This is a genomic window from Pantoea sp. PNA 14-12, assembly GCF_004364735.1.
GTDB classification, from domain to species: domain Bacteria; phylum Pseudomonadota; class Gammaproteobacteria; order Enterobacterales; family Enterobacteriaceae; genus Pantoea; species Pantoea stewartii.
The window spans coordinates 673,341-687,931 of sequence record NZ_SOAJ01000002.1 but is presented as its reverse complement, the minus strand read 5'-3'; the positions used below and the strand labels follow the sequence as shown (position 1 = coordinate 687,931).

Sequence of the window (14,591 nt, the reverse complement as noted above, 5' to 3'; positions counted from 1 at the left end):
TATGTCAGAAAAACCTATGGCCAAGTTTCAGGAATGGTGGACAGAGTATAAACGAGATGTGTCTCCTGCCCATCCCGGCGCGGTATGCGTATCGACTGTTTCAGAAAATGGTGCTCCGCGTGCCCGTTTCGTCGGTCTGAAATCAGCTGATGAAGATGGGTTCGTTTTCTGTACCTGGTTCGATTCACCAAAGGGGCGTGATTTAGCCCATAACCCAAAAATCGCGCTGACCTTCTGGTGGGAAGAAAAAGGCTGGCAGGTGAGGGTTGAGGGTAAAGTTGAACATGTCAATGAAGAGGACGCCAAAAAGGAATGGGCTTCGCGATCGCGTGATGCTCAGCTTGCTACACTTTGTTTTAAACAAAGCCAGCCTCTGAATTCGGAAGATGAACTATATGCCATGTATAGCCGAACGCAAACTGAAGCGAGTGACGGACCTGTAGACAAGCCGGAGCGCTGGGGAGGGTACCGAGTAATACCTGAATCGATAGAGTTTTTAACTTTCCGCGAAAATCGCATGCACCTGCGCGAATATTACTCACGCAGAGACCAGTTCACCAGCTGGAATAAAACACTTCTCCAGCCCTGATGACTTATCCCATTTCCGTAGCTCAATGCCAGACTGTGAATTAATTAAAATGCAGTATGGCATTTCTCTGGTCCTGAACTCCTGTTTTCTCCAAAACCTCATCCATGGATCTGCAAGAATTATTAAAAAAATTTATTACTGACCTGCCCCGCTGGTTTAGTACATCAAGCTTTAGAGGTATATGCTTCTGGCACAAAGCGGACTAACAATTTAGCCGGTATCTGCCATGGCGATTCAGACAGACGTCAGCTCCCGGCTGTATCTCCTGTTGTCGGATAACTCACTTAAATCCCAGTGGGCTTAAGGACAGTAAGCCCGCCACTTTTGTTTGCACTGCTCAACGCTCATTTTTATCAGTCGGCGAGTTTATGGTGAACAGAGAAAGCCTGAGCACATCGTTCGCCACGAGTGACATGTGGACTAAAAAAACCGGCTTTCGCCGGCTCAGGTTGTCATGCCGCGTACACGTCGTCGCATTTCGGCAGCCAGTCAGCGCTGCTTTCGTCAGTCAGGCCGAGGTTGGTCTGCACGCCGGTTTTCGTGCGCCGCTTCAGGTAGCTTTTCCCGTACTCGCGCAGGATGCTCTCCAGCGCCTGGCTGAAGGTCTTCATGCTGAGCGGGTTGCGGTAGCCGCTGGCCTCCATGTACGCCAGATAGGCATGATAGAGGTAGCGACGGGGTTGCAGGGGACGGATGCCGGCGTTACCCATGTGCAGGCCGTTCGGCTCGGCGGTCGCAAACAGGTAGCCGCAGAAGTCCACCATCGGGTCGGCGTCGCGCTTGATGCGCATGGCCTCGCCGGAGTTCTGCTGCTGCTGAAGCAGCGCGCGGGCGTCCTGCGGGCTGCTGAAGCGCTGCATCAGCTGGCGCACGATAACGGCGAGCTCCGCCTGTATCTTCTCCTTCAGCTGCGGGTCGCGCTCGTTTGCCGGGATGATTTCCGCGAAGTGCAGGATGACGCGGCGGCGCGACACGCCCCCGCTGCGGTCGGTGAAGCGCATCGGGTTGTTGTTCACGGCCAGAATCACCGCCGGAATATGGGTTGAGTAGGCATCGCGGTATTTCGGGTCAACGGACACCGCATCGCCGCCGGTAATCGCCTTGATGCCCGCGCCGTCGCCGCTCCACTTCTCCTGGTCGGGCAGGCGGATGAGCGAATAGCCGATGACCGAGGCGCGCTCGCGCGAGGATTCCAGCGTCTCGATGGTGGCCGACACGGCGTTGTCCGTTCCCGCCAGCATGGTGGCGATTTCCGCCATGATGCTCTTGCCGCTGCCGCCGGGGCCGGTGACCTCCAGAAACAGCTGCCAGTCGTAGCGGTTCGCCAGCACCATGAACAGCGCGGCCAGAATTACGTCCCGTTTCTCTGCGCTGCGCCCGGCGGCGCGGTCGAGCCACTGCCAGAAGTGCGGCGCGTGGCGCTCCAGCGTTTCGCCCGGCACGGGGCGGGTGTAGTCCACGTCGCTCACGGTGCGCAGCCAGTTCTCACGCCGGTGCGGGCTGAAGGTGCCGCTTCGGGTGTCGAGCACGCCGTTGCGGAATCCGATGAGCTGTCGCTGCGGCGCGGCCTGCTGGGGCAGCATCAGCTTCAGCGTGTCCACCACGCCCGCCACCTTGCCCGCCGAGAACGGCGCGCGCAGGCGCTGGAACAGCTTCGCCACGTCGCGCCCGAACTGGTTGCCGGAAATCACCTTCCACGCCCCGGCCTCATATCGGCAGAGGATTTCGCCGCTGGCGTCCACCGCCAGATTACGCCCGTAGTGCTCCGCGACGCGCTCCGCCTTCTCGCTGGCGCTCATGGCCGTAAACTCGGCCTCGCTCATGGTGTCGAACGGGCTGGCGGCGGGCGGTGCGGACGCCTCGTGCAGCGCCTGCCGGGTGGCGTCCTCTCCGTGCGCGGTAAAGGCGTCGTTCCAGTCGCCGAACACCGGCGGCAGGGCAACCGTGGCGTTGCAGGCTGCGGCGGCGTGCTTCGCCTTACGCTGGCCGTCGCCGTTCAGGTCGCGGTCGGCGGCAATCACCAGCGGCAGCGTCGGGTGCTTTTCACGGGCGAGGCCGGCCAGGGAAAGGAGGTTAGCGGACGACAGCGCAATCCACACCGCGTCACCCGTCAGCGCGTGCACGGTCAGCCCGGTGGCGTAGCCCTCGGTGAGCCAGATGCGTTTCGGGGTGCCCTTAACGCTCAGGACGTGGCAGGCGCCTTTCACCTTGCCGCCTTTAAGCGTGCGCTTGTCACCGGCTGCGTTAATCAGCTGGACGTTGACCAGCGCGCCGTCCGCGTCGTGCAGCGGCACCATCAGGTCGCCGGGGCGATAGGACGTCAGCGCCACCTTTTGCGGCTTCGTGAGCGTCAGGCAGGAATGTTCGGGCAGCCCCTTTCGGGACAGGTAGGCGTTGCCGGTGACCGTTTTTGCGCTGCTCACCAGCTGCTGCGCCTGCACGGCGGCCGCCGTGCGGGCGTTTTCATCGTCCGGCTCTGCCGGTGCGGCTTCCGTCACCGGCGGCAGGTTGCCGGTCAGGTCGTTCACGCGCGCAGCGGCCCCGGTCAGGCTGACGCCCAGCGCCTTCTGCACCAGGTCCATGCCGTCACCGGCCCCGCACTGGTTGCAGAACCACGTCCCGCGCCCCTCTTTATCGTCAAAGCGGAAGCGGTCTTTGCCGCCGCACACCGGGCACGCCGTGTGCCGGTTCTTCACCACCTTCACGCCCAGCGCGGGCAGGATGCGGGGCCACTGGCCCCGCGCGGCGCTGGCCGCGTCTGATACGGTCATTTTCATTATGCTTTCCCTCAGTGCAGCGGCGGCGCGTCGTGGATGCGCCCGCAGAGTTCGTCCATCACCACCTGGCCTAAAAAGCTCAGGCACGGGGCGGCCTTCAGCGGCCCGGCGGTCAGCAGGTCGTCGAGCAGCGCGCAGGCAATCTCCAGCCCGCGCACGCGTCCGTGCTGGCGCAGGTAGAATCCCTCCAGTTCGGTCTCAATAACGCGCTCCAGGCGGGCCAGCGTCAGGCCTGAATGTCGCTTTTGTTCGCGGCACAGGGTGAGCCAGGCGCAGGCCACCGCGCGGCGGGACAGCGCGGCGCGCAGCTCAGGGGGCAGGGTGCGTGCGTTCATGCGCTCACCTCCCCGTTCATCCAGCCGTCGCGGCAGCGGGTCACCACGTCATCCAGCTGGCCGGTGATGAGAAACAGCAGCGAGGCCAGCTGTTCGCTGTCGGCAGGCTCCGGCGGGGTGCAGCAGTCGCGCAGGGCCGCCGCGTCACAGGCCAGACGTCCGGCGTTGCGCAGGTGCTCCAGACGGGCGAGGTCGTCAAGGGTAATGGTGGCGTGGTTCACGGGCGCACCTCCGCAACCGGCAGGCGGGCGGCAAAGACCAGAACACAGTCGCGGGCCGGCAGCCGGCGGGCGGCACGTCCGGTGGCGGCGGTGGTACGAAGCATCTGCACGCGGGCGTGACGCTCACAGCGGCGCACGGCGGCAAACACAAAGACACATTCTGAATGCGGGGAATTAAGGACGGTAGCCATAAGGGCAGTCTCCAATAAGTAGCGGTTATTGCCACCACCGGAGTTCCTACGCTCACTGGTGGTGACCCGGACGGGGGTAGGAATACCGGCCTTATTGGAAACCGGCCAGCCCGAAGGCTGCCCCGCCCGGGCCACCATTACGAGTACGGCGCAACGGATACAGAACCGTTGCCCGAATAACGGGTGCACTGAGGCTGAGACACAAAAAAAGACGCATGGCGCGTCTGGTGTCGCCAATAAGTAACTCGGGTTCCTACGCCCGGCTGCCGGTTTTGCGACAGCAGAAACACTGTACCAGGGAAGGCCCCCGGCGCGCAAGCCGGGGAAAGCGAAGAAATGCAGCATGACGGACGGTCTCAGCGGTGGGTGAAGGTCATGCCTCACTCCCCTGACCGCGGGCGGCGATGCGTTCGTTCATCCAGGCGTTCACCTCGCTGGCCGCCCATGCGACGTTCTTGCCGCCGAGCGAAATCTGCGCGGGAAAGGCGTCGCGGCTGATGAGGTCGTAAATCGTCGAGCGGGACAGGCCGCAGACGTGAATGACCTCCGGCAGGCGCATAAATCGCTCCTGAACCGGCGGCGCGTAAGGGGCTGACGGAGCCGCCGGGGCGGAGGGGGGTGCGGTTAAAGCAGTGTGCATGGGCTACCTCTCGTTGATTCCATACAGAGCCGGGCGGATACGTCCGGCATCGGGCAGCTCTTTATCCTGAGCATATTTCTGCCGGAATCAACAAGGCGGGATTGTGTCACCACCCTTACAAAATGGTCATTTACTGCTCATGTAAAACGAATATAAACGAATAAAAACGTATAGAGACGAGGTAAAGCCAGGGCTTAGTTTCTGGCTATTGAAAGCGAAAGATTAAAAGGAAATAACGCTGATGAATGTCCGGCGGGCTTTTTAAGACGGTGAACGATGGTGAACAGTGGGTGAAGGATGCTTTTTGAACTGTTCACCCTTTAATTTACTGTATTACTTATCTTTTTCTTTCTGGTGAAGAAAGGTGAAGGATTTATATAAAACTAAAAGCTGAATGTGGGTTTCGTGAGACCTTTCCCTGGCTGGCCAGAAGAAGGGCCTTTTGTCTGAGCCGTCACACAATGTCATCCGGTGGTACCGCCTGTGCCAGCTCCGGCACAATTGACTGACTGAAAACGACCAGACAGGAAACGAAATGGCCCTGAAATGTCCCGAATGCGGTCAGGTGGCTCATACCCGGACCAGCTCCTATGAAGCACCTTCTGTAAAGCGCACCTGGTACCAGTGCCGGAACCTTGACTGCTCCTGCACATTCACCGCGCTGGAGAGCGTCGAGAGAATCATCATGAAGCCCGGCAGGCCTGCTGCCAGAGAGGCAGAGGTGAAGAGCGGCACGGTACGTCAGCCGCAGACGCTGGGCCGCTACGGCTCAGCCTGCTCCCGCAGGGACCGGCACGCACAACCCTGAAAGAAACAATACGGTCAAAAACACATAATGCCCGGCATATGCCGGGCTTTTTTATGTCTGTTGCGTGAGTGCATGTCTATGCTGCATGAAATCGCATGAATTTCCGGCACCTGAAAACGTCAGCAAAGGCCAGCAGCGGTGCGCCCCGGAGCCACTCATGCAGGTGCATGAAAACCACTATGTTAAGTGCGCAGGCGTGGCGGGGCTACGAGCGCGCGCTGAGGGGTAAACATGACACATGTTAATGTCAAATGCTCAGGTGTTGAAAGTTTGGAAATGCTTCGGCAAAGCCCAAATCAATTTGCCAAAGCTGATTCACTGATGCTTAATTCTTAGTTGTAGGGTACTTATTCTTTATATTTGCATTAAAGTAAATACCAATAGAAGGTGCGTTGAGTAATTCATCATAAACATGTGAAGGTATATCAGAATATTCATATACTCCACTGCGAATGAATTCTATTTCTAAAGTTAGGCTGCTTTCGTCGTAACCTATTGAAGCAATATTTGAAGAGCTAACTGGTTCTCTAATCATTTTTTTCTCCATCTTCATTTAAGGGTTTGTTTAAGCGCCACGCCATCACTAATTTCTCAAAACTTCGATTTTTCCTTTCTCTCCCCCATGCCTCAGAAACCTTAGGGTCAACACTGTCAGGATAAAAACCATCAGGAGGAAGCTTAAATTTACAACGTGCTGGCAGTTTTGCTGCCTCACCTATTATAATGGCCTCACCGGTTCGCAATACTGGTAACGTATCAATTAGTGAAGATAAACCATCAGACATAGCTGCCTTAACTTTGGAACGGTCAGTGGAATTTGACAGCCTTAATGAAAAAAGTGTTCCACACTGAGAAAGAATTGTGTCATCAATTTCAGATGGCCTTTGACTTATAATCATTAATCCAACGCCGAATTTCCTTCCTTCTTTGGCAATTCGCTGAACTAAAGACTTTGTTAGACCATCAAACTCACCTGAAAGGTATCTGTGTGCTTCCTCAAGTACAAAGAGTACAGGGTGATTTTTGAATCCATTGGGCAAGTTCCTACCCCAAATTGATGCTTCAAATAACATGTTTAAGATTGAACCTAAAAGCGTATCAAATTGAGTTGATGGCATACCCGATAGATCTAAAATTGAAATGGGTTTTTCATGATCCAACCATTCAGATAATAGGTCATCCAAGTCTTTCTCGACTTTACCGTTTTCATCCGGAGTGTAGTTATCAGGGCTTAGAAAAAAACCATACTGACTATCAAGTAGCCTTGCCTTCATTAAGTTTAATTGTTTGGTTAACGCATGAGGCCCTTTTTTGTATGGTGCTTTTTTCCCAGGTTCAGGAGGGGTGAATTTTGGAGGGATTAGTTCCTCAGCATTTCCAATTTGACCATCTAAATAAGAAAGTGTTTGGAATGTATCTTCTTGATAAGTAGAGGTATCATTAACTAATGAATCATACCAGACTTTTTTTATACTGAAGGGCAAGGGTGTATAAGGTGTGACTTTATTATCATCAATGTAATCATAATTGTTGGCGGGTATGGACTTTTTTTTCTCCTCGACAATCATTTCAATCATGTTGTTCTTGTAAGATTCACTCATACTACCACAAAGAAAATCGATAAGTTTGTCAGTTGGCAATGCCCAGAATGGAATATGTAACTGTTTCTGCTTTACGGATGGTGAAATTGAAAATACGTGTGCGATATCTCTTAGAGCATTCGAATACTCACCATGAATATCAACTAAAATTATTCGTGCTGAACTCTTCACGTTTTCAGTGTTGTCAGGGCAGCAAAGTGATCTTAGAATGCTCGTAACACTCGTTGACTTTCCCGAACCAGTAGAGCCCACAATTGCAGAGTGTCGAGTTACTAGTTTATCAATATCAATGTTTACGTTTATACTTTCAGAACTTGCAAGATGGCCAACTGTTATTAAATTATCACCTTCATTTCCATAAACTACTTTAAGGTTTTCTTCTAAGACTAAATGTATTTCATCGTTTACAGAAGGATACTGACTTATGCCGCGATCAAAATGGTTCCCAGAACTTTCACCTACTAACTCAATAGTGATAAATCTCTGACTTGAATCAATAGTATCATCTTTCTTAATGGAGCTATTACTTTCACTGCTTGATGAAACAATCCCGTATAAATCATTGTAACCTTGAGGTATGCGAATAAAACTGCCAACTTGACCCACTTTATGTGTGCGACCTTGGATTACTAATAATCCAGAATCAACTTCTTTAAGTAACTTAGCTACAACGGATGTGCTGGAGACTGATACTATTATTCCTAAGGCAGTGGAGTTATGCATCATTATCACCATTAGCGTTAATTACTTCAATCGGACCTCTGATTGAAGAAACATCACCTCCAGCCATTGCTAAAAATCTAGCTAAGGATTTGAAGTCACCAAGCAAGAATTCTTTTTGATCATTAAGATATTCTTTCTGAACTGAATCCCAATTTTTAGCAGGCAGTTCGCCAGTTTTCCAGCCTGCACTAATGGAATTTATTACAGCACCATCACGACAATATACACTGAGGTTAGGTGTTTTGAGTGCTAATGTAACAGCATCTCTTTCCTCCTCAATTTTTTTATATTGAAATGCGATTACGGCAGTTGTCGGGTTAGCAGACAAGCATTCGCTTATTTTGGATGATATATGAGCATCCGCATAAGAGAAACCAGTGGTAATTAACAGAGAGTCAGGCTCCGCTAAGAAGCCTTTTAGTCTTTCAAATAGAGAAGAGAATGGAGCCGCTTGGGTCTCAGAATATTTAATGTGAGAAGGGTAGACCATTGTGGAAAAATCACACTCTGGTACACGTATAATCTTACCATTTTCATGTAACTTCCAGCCGATTGAACCATGAAGTTTCCACAGTCTAACCCATCTAGGCGGTAAGTCATTTGTAGAAATACTGGCTGGATCGAAAAAAGCATACCTAGAACCGGTAAATCCATCAAAATAGGGAGTTTGAGAACGTTCTAAAGCATCTTCGCAAAGCAAATCATAATTAGTTGTGAATATCTCAACACCGTGAGATCGATTTATTCCATTAATCCAAGAAACTAATTCGCTATAAGGGTTTTGAGCTTCAGGAAGTGGCTGGCTAACAACTTTTTTTATAGATTCACAGATGCTTTTTTCAAGTTTTTTAAAACTCTCTGAATTTCCTCCATACGCCTCATTGTCGCCAATTATCTCTGCTAATGTTCTTACGTCTGAAAGTATTCTCTCTAAATTTGTTGTGTTGATTCTTTTTGAAAGAGTATCGTAAATCTCTGAGTCTATAATGTCTAGTGACTCTCTTACTATTTGAGTTAATCCTTCTATGTTAGGTATCAGTGGGCGATAGGTATCGTCAGTGCTGACATTTATACTGACAGGTGCTCCAGCTCCGATAAGTATACCTATTTTTTTTCTGCCATTTGAAATCAGCTGCCGGAAATCAAACATATATCTATCAGGATTATGAACAGAAGTAGACATTGAAAGTTCCTTACAAAAATTATCACAATGGACAGACTAAACTTCCCCATGCGTCCATTAATTCAATTCTTTGAGCTAGATACGTCGACCGATTGTAAGCACGGCGTACTTCATTTTTATCTGAATGCGCTAGGGCCGCCTCGATGACATCTGGATTGAAACCAGCTTCATTTAAAGCGGTGCTAGCAATTGAACGAAAGCCATGTGCTACCAACTTACCACCGTACCCTATACGTTTCAACGCAGCATTTGCGGTCTGACTATTCATGGGCCGTTTTGGATCATTTCTGCTTGGGAAAACATGCTCTCGGTTTGCGCTGATAGGTTGCATTACTTCTAATAAAAACAAAGATTGCGGAGAAAGAGGAACAATATGCTCACGTCTTGCTTTCATTCTTTCGGCTGGGATTGTCCAAAGTTTGCTTTGGAAATTTATTTCATCCCAACGTGTGCCTGATGCCTCGGATGGTCTAACAAGCGTAAGGAGCTGCCATTCAATAAGGCAGCGGGTCGGAATGGACAAATTAGACATTACCAGCGAACGCATAAGCTTCGGCAATTCTTCCGGTCGGAGCGTTGGCATATTCTGCTTTTTAGGCTTTTCAAAAGCCATACCGATCCCTGAAGCAGGATTAGCATCAATCAAACCCGTGTTAACAGCATAAATCATAATCTCGTTAATACGCTGTACCAAGCGGCGCACTGTTTCAAGAGCACCACGGGCCTTAATCGGCTCAAGTGCTTCTACAAGCTTACGAGCTTTCATTTCCTGCACCGGAATCTCGCCAATGGCAGGAAAAACATCTTTCTCAAGAGAACGCCAGATATCCTTCGCATAATCCGGGGTAACGCTGGCCTGCTTCAAAGCAAACCAGTTAGCGGCCACGGTTGAGAAAATGCTATCTAATGCAATCTGCTGCTGTTCTATGGCCTGTTCAGCTTGGGTCTGTGGGTCAATACCATTAGCGAGTAAGGAGAGGTAATCAGTACGCAAGCGCCTGGCATCCCCCAGCGACAGGGCAGGGAAGGAACCGAGACCGATCATAGTACGCTGTTTCGTAGCTGGTCGCTGATAGCGAAAACGCCAGAGTTTCTTGCCGGTGGTTTTTACAACCATAAAAAGCCCGTCGCCATCATGTAGGGTTATATCTTTGTCAGTGGCTTTTGAGCGAAGCACTTCAGTGTTGGTTAAAGGGCGCGTTGTCCTTGCCATGCGGGGCCTTCCTGCGAAAATTGGTATACGTTTTTAGGATACATCTTACCGTATACCAATTCGTATACCAATTATCTCTGGATTCAGGCGGATCGTCTCGGAAGACTACAGACACAAAAAAGCCCGCAGGGCTTATGCCGTGCGGGCTTTCAGGACTTCTGCGGATGGCACTGGAACCATCTTTGAAGAATTTTGGTGGAGCTGGCGGGAGTTGAACCCGCGTCCGAAATTACTACACCGTCGGCACTACATGCTTAGTCCAGTCTTTACATTCGCCGGTCAGCTGCGGACGGACACGCCACTGACAGACTAGCCTGATTAAGTTTAACGCTTCAACCCCAGGCAGGGCATCCACGCGATCTCTTTTGGGTTTGACCTCTCTTGATCCCCGTCCTAAGAGCGGAGGCTAGGGAGAGAGGGCTCTCAGCAGGTTATTAAGCTGCTAAAGCGTAGTTTTCGTCGTTTGCGACTATTTTTTTGCGGCTTTTTACGAGGCCAACCGCCCCTCGGCATGCTCCTAAGGCTTCACAATCCCGTCGAATCCAGAATCAGCCCCAGAACTTCAAATACTAGCAAAAAAGCGTATCGAATTCCAGTATTTAACGATTGGCATTCTTCATAATACGCGCTTTGTCCATTTGCCATTCACGATCTTTGATGTCGTTACGCTTGTCGTGTTCTTTCTTACCGCGAGCCACGCCGATTTTTAACTTACACCAGGCGTTTTTCCAGTAGAGCGACAGCGCGACAACGGTATAGCCCTCGCGATTAACGCGGCCATACAGTGAATCCAGCTCACGCTTTTTCAACAGCAGTTTACGACTGCGGGTAGGATCGCAGACTACGTGCGTTGAAGCCACGGCGAGCGGCTGGAAGGTTGAGCCGAACAGATAGGCTTCGCCATCGCGCAGCAAAATGTAGCTGTCGCTGATGTTCGCTTTACCTGCACGGAGTGATTTAACTTCCCATCCCTGTAGCGACAAACCGGCTTCGAACTCTTCTTCAATGAAGTATTCGTGGCGGGCGCGCTTGTTCATGGCAATGGTGGCAGAACCGGGTTTGTGTGCTTTTTTCTTTGTCATAATGCCGCGTATTTTACATCACTTGGTCGGTTATCGCATCCCCAGTCCAGCGGGGCAGCAGGAAACAGGGTATTCTAGCACACCATGACAATGAGGAATTTTTGTTTAATCGCTGAAAATGCTATTATTTAGCGGTTTTGTGACGAACAGGAACCATTATGGCTCAGATTAGTCGTTCGGCGCTGGTCCCCTTTAGCGCCGGACAAATGTACCAACTCGTAAACGATGTCGATGCCTACCCGCAGTTTCTGCCGGGCTGCACCGGTAGCCGCGTGCTGGATGCCTCTGAAAATCAGATGACGGCGTCAGTCGACGTGTCTAAAGCGGGCATCAGTAAAACCTTTACTACCCGTAATACGCTGACCGACAACCAGAGCATTCATATGCAGCTGGTCGACGGCCCGTTCCGCAAGCTGACCGGCGGATGGCGCTTTATCGATCTCGGCGATGATGCCTGTAAGGTCGAACTAAGCCTGGAGTTTGAGTTCACCAATATGCTGGTTGAAATGGCATTCGGTCGCATCTTCAAAGAACTGGCCAACAGCATGGTGCAGGCGTTCACGCAACGCGCCAAAGAGGTTTACAGTGCCTGATATCTCGGTTGAGGTGGTGTACGCCCTGCCTGAAAAACAGTATCAGCAGTACGTAAAGCTGGAAGAGGGCAGTACGGTCGAGCAGGCCATCAAAAAATCAGGTTTGCTTGAGCTGCGGCCTGATATCGACCTTGCCAGCAATAAAGTGGGCATTTACAGCCACCCGGTGAAACTGACGGATATCGTGCAGGAAGGCGATCGGGTAGAGATCTACCGTCCGCTGATTGCCGACCCGAAAGAACTGCGTCGTCAACGCGCAGAACGCGCGGCCAGCAGCAAGAAATAACTGGTCAGATCGAAGAACATGAAAAAGGCGCTGATGAGCGCCTTTTTGCTTTCTGCGGGTTAATCACCGCCGCGATAGCGACGGTCAGAATCAACCGTTAGCCTTCTTGCGAGGACAGGGCAGGTTTATTGTCGATGTTGGTCAGCACACCGCTGCGGTCGAAGGTCAACGTCAGTGTCTGCTGTTTGACCTTCTCATGGCCAGGTTCCTGACGGAATACGTAGTACCAGACATTGCTACCAAACGGATCTTTCATCATCGGCGTACCCAGTGTATAGGCCACCTGCTGCTGAGTCATGCCGGTATGAATCTTGGCAACATCATTGGCAACCAGATAGTTTCCCTGATTGATATCGGGACGATAAACCACGCGCTCTAAAGTGGAGCATCCGGCGGTCATCATCAACATTACCACTGCCGCGGCAGTCAGCGTTTTACAGCGCATCTATACATTCCTTTTCTGGGGCCAAACGCCTTTTACAGGCTGTTCTTCTGCCATCAAATTCTGAACTCTGCCTGCGGCAGGCTTTATTATTCAGGCGACAATAGCTGTCGATGATAATAAACCTTTTCGCTATTGGAAACCTCTACAGAGCATGCATATGACCACGCTGTGTTAAAAAAGTGCATATCAGGCGGCTAAAAGTTCTTTAGCATTAGCCAGCGTGTTGCGGGTGACCTCGCTGCCGCCCAGTAAACGCGCCAGTTCCTGCAAACGTGCGCGCTTGTCCAGCGGCTGCATATGGGTTTCCGTCATTTCGCCGTCAGTCTCTTTGCTGACAAAGAAGTGCTGATGTCCGCAACCGGCGACCTGCGGCAGATGCGTAACGCACATCACCTGTGTTGATTCGCCCAACTGGCGCAACATCTTGCCGACGACGGCGGCGGTAGGGCCGCTGATGCCCACGTCAACTTCGTCAAAGATCATCGCCGGGGTTTCCATCTTGCGGGCCGTAATCACCTGAATGGCCAGCGCAATACGTGACAGCTCACCGCCGGAAGCAACTTTGCCCAACGGCTGTAAAGGCTGCCCGGGGTTGGTCGTCACCTGGAAATCAATGCGGCTTGCGCCATCCGCCGTTAACTGATCGGGATTAAACACCAGGTCGATGGCAAAGCGGCCGTGCGGCATCGAAAGCAAATGCATGCTCTGGGTAATTAACTGCTGAAGCTCATCCGCAAAGCGGCCACGTTGTTCGTGCAGTCGTTCCGCGCACTGTAAGGCCGCCTGATAATGTTCGGTGACCAACGTTTGCAGACTTTCCTGATCGCTTTCCTGCTGGGATAACAACTCTGCTTCATCCAGCAATTGCTGATGGAGAGCGGGTAAGCCTTCTGGCGTGACATGGTGCTTACGCGCCAGCGCGATTTGCCGCGAGATACGCTGTTCCAGTTCATAAAGGCGATTGGGATCCAGATCGAGGCTGTCGCAGTAGTGACGCAGTTCGTCGCTGGCTTCGCTCAACTGAATGGCCGCTTCTTCCAGCAGGTTATAAACCCCGCTGACCTTGTCATCCAGTGCGGTAAGCTCTGACAGCATCTGACGTGCGCTGTACAGCATGCTGTTGAGGTTGGTGTCATCGCTGTCAGCCAGAAGCTGAAGTGCCTGCTGGCTGGTTGAAAGCAGCTGTCCGCTGTTGGCCAGGCGTTTGTACTCTTCGTCGATCTGCTCGAACTCACCTGCCTGCGGGGCAAACTCGTTCAGTTCTTTGAGCTGGTACTGCAGTAATTCGTGACGGGATTCACGTTCCTGCGCCTGCTGCTGATGCTGCGCCAGGGTACGGCAGCTCTGATGCCAGGTCTGATACGCCGCACGCATCTCAACCAGCAGCGCGTCATGCCCGGCATAGGCATCCAGCAGGTGTTTTTGATGGTCGGGCTTGAGCAGCAACTGGTGCGCGTGCTGGCCATGAATCTGAATCAGCAACTGGCCTAAATCGCGAAGCTGTGAAAGCGGAACCGCCGTGCCGTTAATAAAACCGCGTGAGCGGCCATCGGCACTGATCACGCGGCGCAACAGGCACTCATTGCCATCATCCAGTTGGTTGTCGCTGAGCCAGCGCTGAGCGGAAGGCGAGGCTTTGATTTGAAAGCGCGCGCATAAATCTGCGCGGTTGGCACCCTGACGCACCATATCGGCATCCGCGCGACCGCCGAGGCACAATCCGAGCGCATCGATAGCAATAGATTTACCGGCACCGGTTTCACCGGTAATGGCCGTCATGCCACGTTGAAAATCAATGTCGAGCTCACGAACGATAGCGAAATTGCTGATGGTCAGTTGTGCCAGCATAGCGTCACCTGTATGAATAAACACATATGGTTTTTCATACAGTATAAACTGGTTTT

At 52.1% G+C, this 14,591-nt stretch carries 16 protein-coding genes and 1 other RNA gene; 4 read left to right on the top strand and 13 right to left on the bottom strand.

What is annotated here, in order from left to right:
* The first annotated feature begins 1 nt into the window (after nt 1).
* Nucleotides 2-589 carry a pyridoxal 5'-phosphate synthase gene (locus C7434_RS10780; RefSeq protein ID WP_133745445.1) on the top strand — a complete coding sequence of 196 codons (588 nt, stop codon included), beginning with the start codon at nt 2-4 and terminating at the stop codon, nt 587-589.
* Between the two features lie 452 nt (nt 590-1,041).
* Here the strand turns inward: C7434_RS10780 and C7434_RS10775 are convergent, their stop codons facing one another.
* From C7434_RS10775 to C7434_RS10755, 5 genes are read right to left on the bottom strand one after another with little or no spacing between them, the layout of a single operon-like run.
* Nucleotides 1,042-3,366 carry a phage/plasmid primase, P4 family gene (locus C7434_RS10775; RefSeq protein WP_133745444.1) on the bottom strand — a complete coding sequence of 775 codons (2,325 nt, stop codon included), beginning with the start codon at nt 3,364-3,366 and terminating at the stop codon, nt 1,042-1,044.
* A gap of 11 nt (nt 3,367-3,377) precedes the next feature.
* Nucleotides 3,378-3,701, bottom strand: a complete 324-nt coding sequence (locus tag C7434_RS10770; RefSeq protein WP_133745443.1) for a DUF5375 domain-containing protein — start codon at nt 3,699-3,701, stop codon at nt 3,378-3,380.
* Nucleotides 3,698-3,922 (bottom strand): hypothetical protein, encoded by a 225-nt coding sequence (locus C7434_RS10765; RefSeq protein ID WP_028723020.1) that lies wholly within the window; start codon nt 3,920-3,922, stop codon nt 3,698-3,700. The genes C7434_RS10770 and C7434_RS10765 overlap by 4 nt, the downstream gene beginning before the upstream one ends.
* Nucleotides 3,919-4,458 carry a host cell division inhibitor Icd-like protein gene (locus C7434_RS10760; protein WP_133745475.1) on the bottom strand — a complete coding sequence of 180 codons (540 nt, stop codon included), beginning with the start codon at nt 4,456-4,458 and terminating at the stop codon, nt 3,919-3,921. Before C7434_RS10760 ends, C7434_RS10765 begins: the two co-directional genes overlap by 4 nt.
* Nucleotides 4,459-4,486: 28 nt before the next feature.
* Nucleotides 4,487-4,753, bottom strand: a complete 267-nt coding sequence (locus C7434_RS10755; RefSeq protein WP_133745442.1) for an AlpA family transcriptional regulator — start codon at nt 4,751-4,753, stop codon at nt 4,487-4,489.
* Between the two features lie 535 nt (nt 4,754-5,288).
* Between C7434_RS10755 and C7434_RS10750 the strand changes: the two genes are divergently transcribed.
* Complete coding sequence (locus C7434_RS10750; RefSeq protein WP_133745441.1) at nt 5,289-5,561, top strand: ogr/Delta-like zinc finger family protein; 273 nt, start codon at nt 5,289-5,291, stop codon at nt 5,559-5,561.
* Between the two features lie 325 nt (nt 5,562-5,886).
* Here C7434_RS10750 and C7434_RS10745 read toward each other — a convergent pair whose 3' ends face one another.
* The 6 genes from C7434_RS10745 to smpB all read right to left on the bottom strand — a co-directional run bounded on the left by C7434_RS10745 (nt 5,887) and on the right by smpB (nt 11,363).
* The gene (locus C7434_RS10745) at nt 5,887-6,096 is read right to left on the bottom strand and encodes a KTSC domain-containing protein (protein ID WP_133745440.1); all 210 of its coding nucleotides are present in this window, start codon (nt 6,094-6,096) and stop codon (nt 5,887-5,889) included.
* Complete coding sequence (locus tag C7434_RS10740; RefSeq protein ID WP_133745439.1) at nt 6,089-7,888, bottom strand: ATP-binding protein; 1,800 nt, start codon at nt 7,886-7,888, stop codon at nt 6,089-6,091. The genes C7434_RS10745 and C7434_RS10740 overlap by 8 nt, the downstream gene beginning before the upstream one ends.
* On the bottom strand, nt 7,878-9,068 hold the full coding sequence (locus C7434_RS10735; RefSeq protein WP_111534401.1) for an SIR2 family protein: 1,191 nt from the start codon (nt 9,066-9,068) through the stop codon (nt 7,878-7,880). The genes C7434_RS10740 and C7434_RS10735 overlap by 11 nt, the downstream gene beginning before the upstream one ends.
* Before the next feature lie 22 nt (nt 9,069-9,090).
* Nucleotides 9,091-10,281, bottom strand: a complete 1,191-nt coding sequence (locus C7434_RS10730; protein ID WP_133745438.1) for an integrase domain-containing protein — start codon at nt 10,279-10,281, stop codon at nt 9,091-9,093.
* A gap of 193 nt (nt 10,282-10,474) precedes the next feature.
* Nucleotides 10,475-10,837, bottom strand: a transfer-messenger RNA (tmRNA) gene (gene ssrA, locus C7434_RS10725).
* Between the two features lie 43 nt (nt 10,838-10,880).
* The gene (smpB, locus tag C7434_RS10720) at nt 10,881-11,363 is read right to left on the bottom strand and encodes an SsrA-binding protein SmpB (protein WP_033740943.1); all 483 of its coding nucleotides are present in this window, start codon (nt 11,361-11,363) and stop codon (nt 10,881-10,883) included.
* A gap of 158 nt (nt 11,364-11,521) precedes the next feature.
* Between smpB and C7434_RS10715 the strand changes: the two genes are divergently transcribed.
* Both C7434_RS10715 and C7434_RS10710 read left to right on the top strand, forming a co-directional pair.
* Nucleotides 11,522-11,956 carry a type II toxin-antitoxin system RatA family toxin gene (locus C7434_RS10715; RefSeq protein ID WP_006120491.1) on the top strand — a complete coding sequence of 145 codons (435 nt, stop codon included), beginning with the start codon at nt 11,522-11,524 and terminating at the stop codon, nt 11,954-11,956.
* On the top strand, nt 11,949-12,242 hold the full coding sequence (locus C7434_RS10710) for an RnfH family protein (RefSeq protein WP_006120493.1): 294 nt from the start codon (nt 11,949-11,951) through the stop codon (nt 12,240-12,242). Before C7434_RS10715 ends, C7434_RS10710 begins: the two co-directional genes overlap by 8 nt.
* 97 nt (nt 12,243-12,339) lie before the next feature.
* Here the strand turns inward: C7434_RS10710 and bamE are convergent, their stop codons facing one another.
* Nucleotides 12,340-12,687: an outer membrane protein assembly factor BamE gene (gene bamE, locus C7434_RS10705; RefSeq protein WP_033740942.1), complete on the bottom strand. Its 348-nt coding sequence runs from the start codon at nt 12,685-12,687 to the stop codon at nt 12,340-12,342.
* A gap of 186 nt (nt 12,688-12,873) precedes the next feature.
* Nucleotides 12,874-14,535: a DNA repair protein RecN gene (gene recN, locus C7434_RS10700; protein WP_033740939.1), complete on the bottom strand. Its 1,662-nt coding sequence runs from the start codon at nt 14,533-14,535 to the stop codon at nt 12,874-12,876.
* Nucleotides 14,536-14,591: the final 56 nt, after the last annotated feature.

Bases quoted from the DNA above. Each gene is read 5' to 3' on its own strand.
- C7434_RS10750 (WP_133745441.1), top strand. From the start codon at position 5,289: ATGGCCCTGAAATGTCCCGAATGCGGTCAGGTGGCTCATACCCGGACC.
- C7434_RS10740 (WP_133745439.1), bottom strand. From the start codon at position 7,888: ATGATGCATAACTCCACTGCCTTAGGAATAATAGTATCAGTCTCCAGC.
- C7434_RS10715 (WP_006120491.1), top strand. From the start codon at position 11,522: ATGGCTCAGATTAGTCGTTCGGCGCTGGTCCCCTTTAGCGCCGGACAA.
- C7434_RS10780 (WP_133745445.1), top strand. From the start codon at position 2: ATGTCAGAAAAACCTATGGCCAAGTTTCAGGAATGGTGGACAGAGTAT.
- C7434_RS10755 (WP_133745442.1), bottom strand. From the start codon at position 4,753: ATGCACACTGCTTTAACCGCACCCCCCTCCGCCCCGGCGGCTCCGTCA.
- C7434_RS10730 (WP_133745438.1), bottom strand. From the start codon at position 10,281: ATGGCAAGGACAACGCGCCCTTTAACCAACACTGAAGTGCTTCGCTCA.
- bamE (WP_033740942.1), bottom strand. From the start codon at position 12,687: ATGCGCTGTAAAACGCTGACTGCCGCGGCAGTGGTAATGTTGATGATG.
- C7434_RS10775 (WP_133745444.1), bottom strand. From the start codon at position 3,366: ATGAAAATGACCGTATCAGACGCGGCCAGCGCCGCGCGGGGCCAGTGG.
- recN (WP_033740939.1), bottom strand. From the start codon at position 14,535: ATGCTGGCACAACTGACCATCAGCAATTTCGCTATCGTTCGTGAGCTC.
- smpB (WP_033740943.1), bottom strand. From the start codon at position 11,363: ATGACAAAGAAAAAAGCACACAAACCCGGTTCTGCCACCATTGCCATG.
- C7434_RS10760 (WP_133745475.1), bottom strand. From the start codon at position 4,458: ATGCTGCATTTCTTCGCTTTCCCCGGCTTGCGCGCCGGGGGCCTTCCC.
- C7434_RS10745 (WP_133745440.1), bottom strand. From the start codon at position 6,096: ATGATTAGAGAACCAGTTAGCTCTTCAAATATTGCTTCAATAGGTTAC.
- C7434_RS10770 (WP_133745443.1), bottom strand. From the start codon at position 3,701: ATGAACGCACGCACCCTGCCCCCTGAGCTGCGCGCCGCGCTGTCCCGC.
- C7434_RS10735 (WP_111534401.1), bottom strand. From the start codon at position 9,068: ATGTCTACTTCTGTTCATAATCCTGATAGATATATGTTTGATTTCCGG.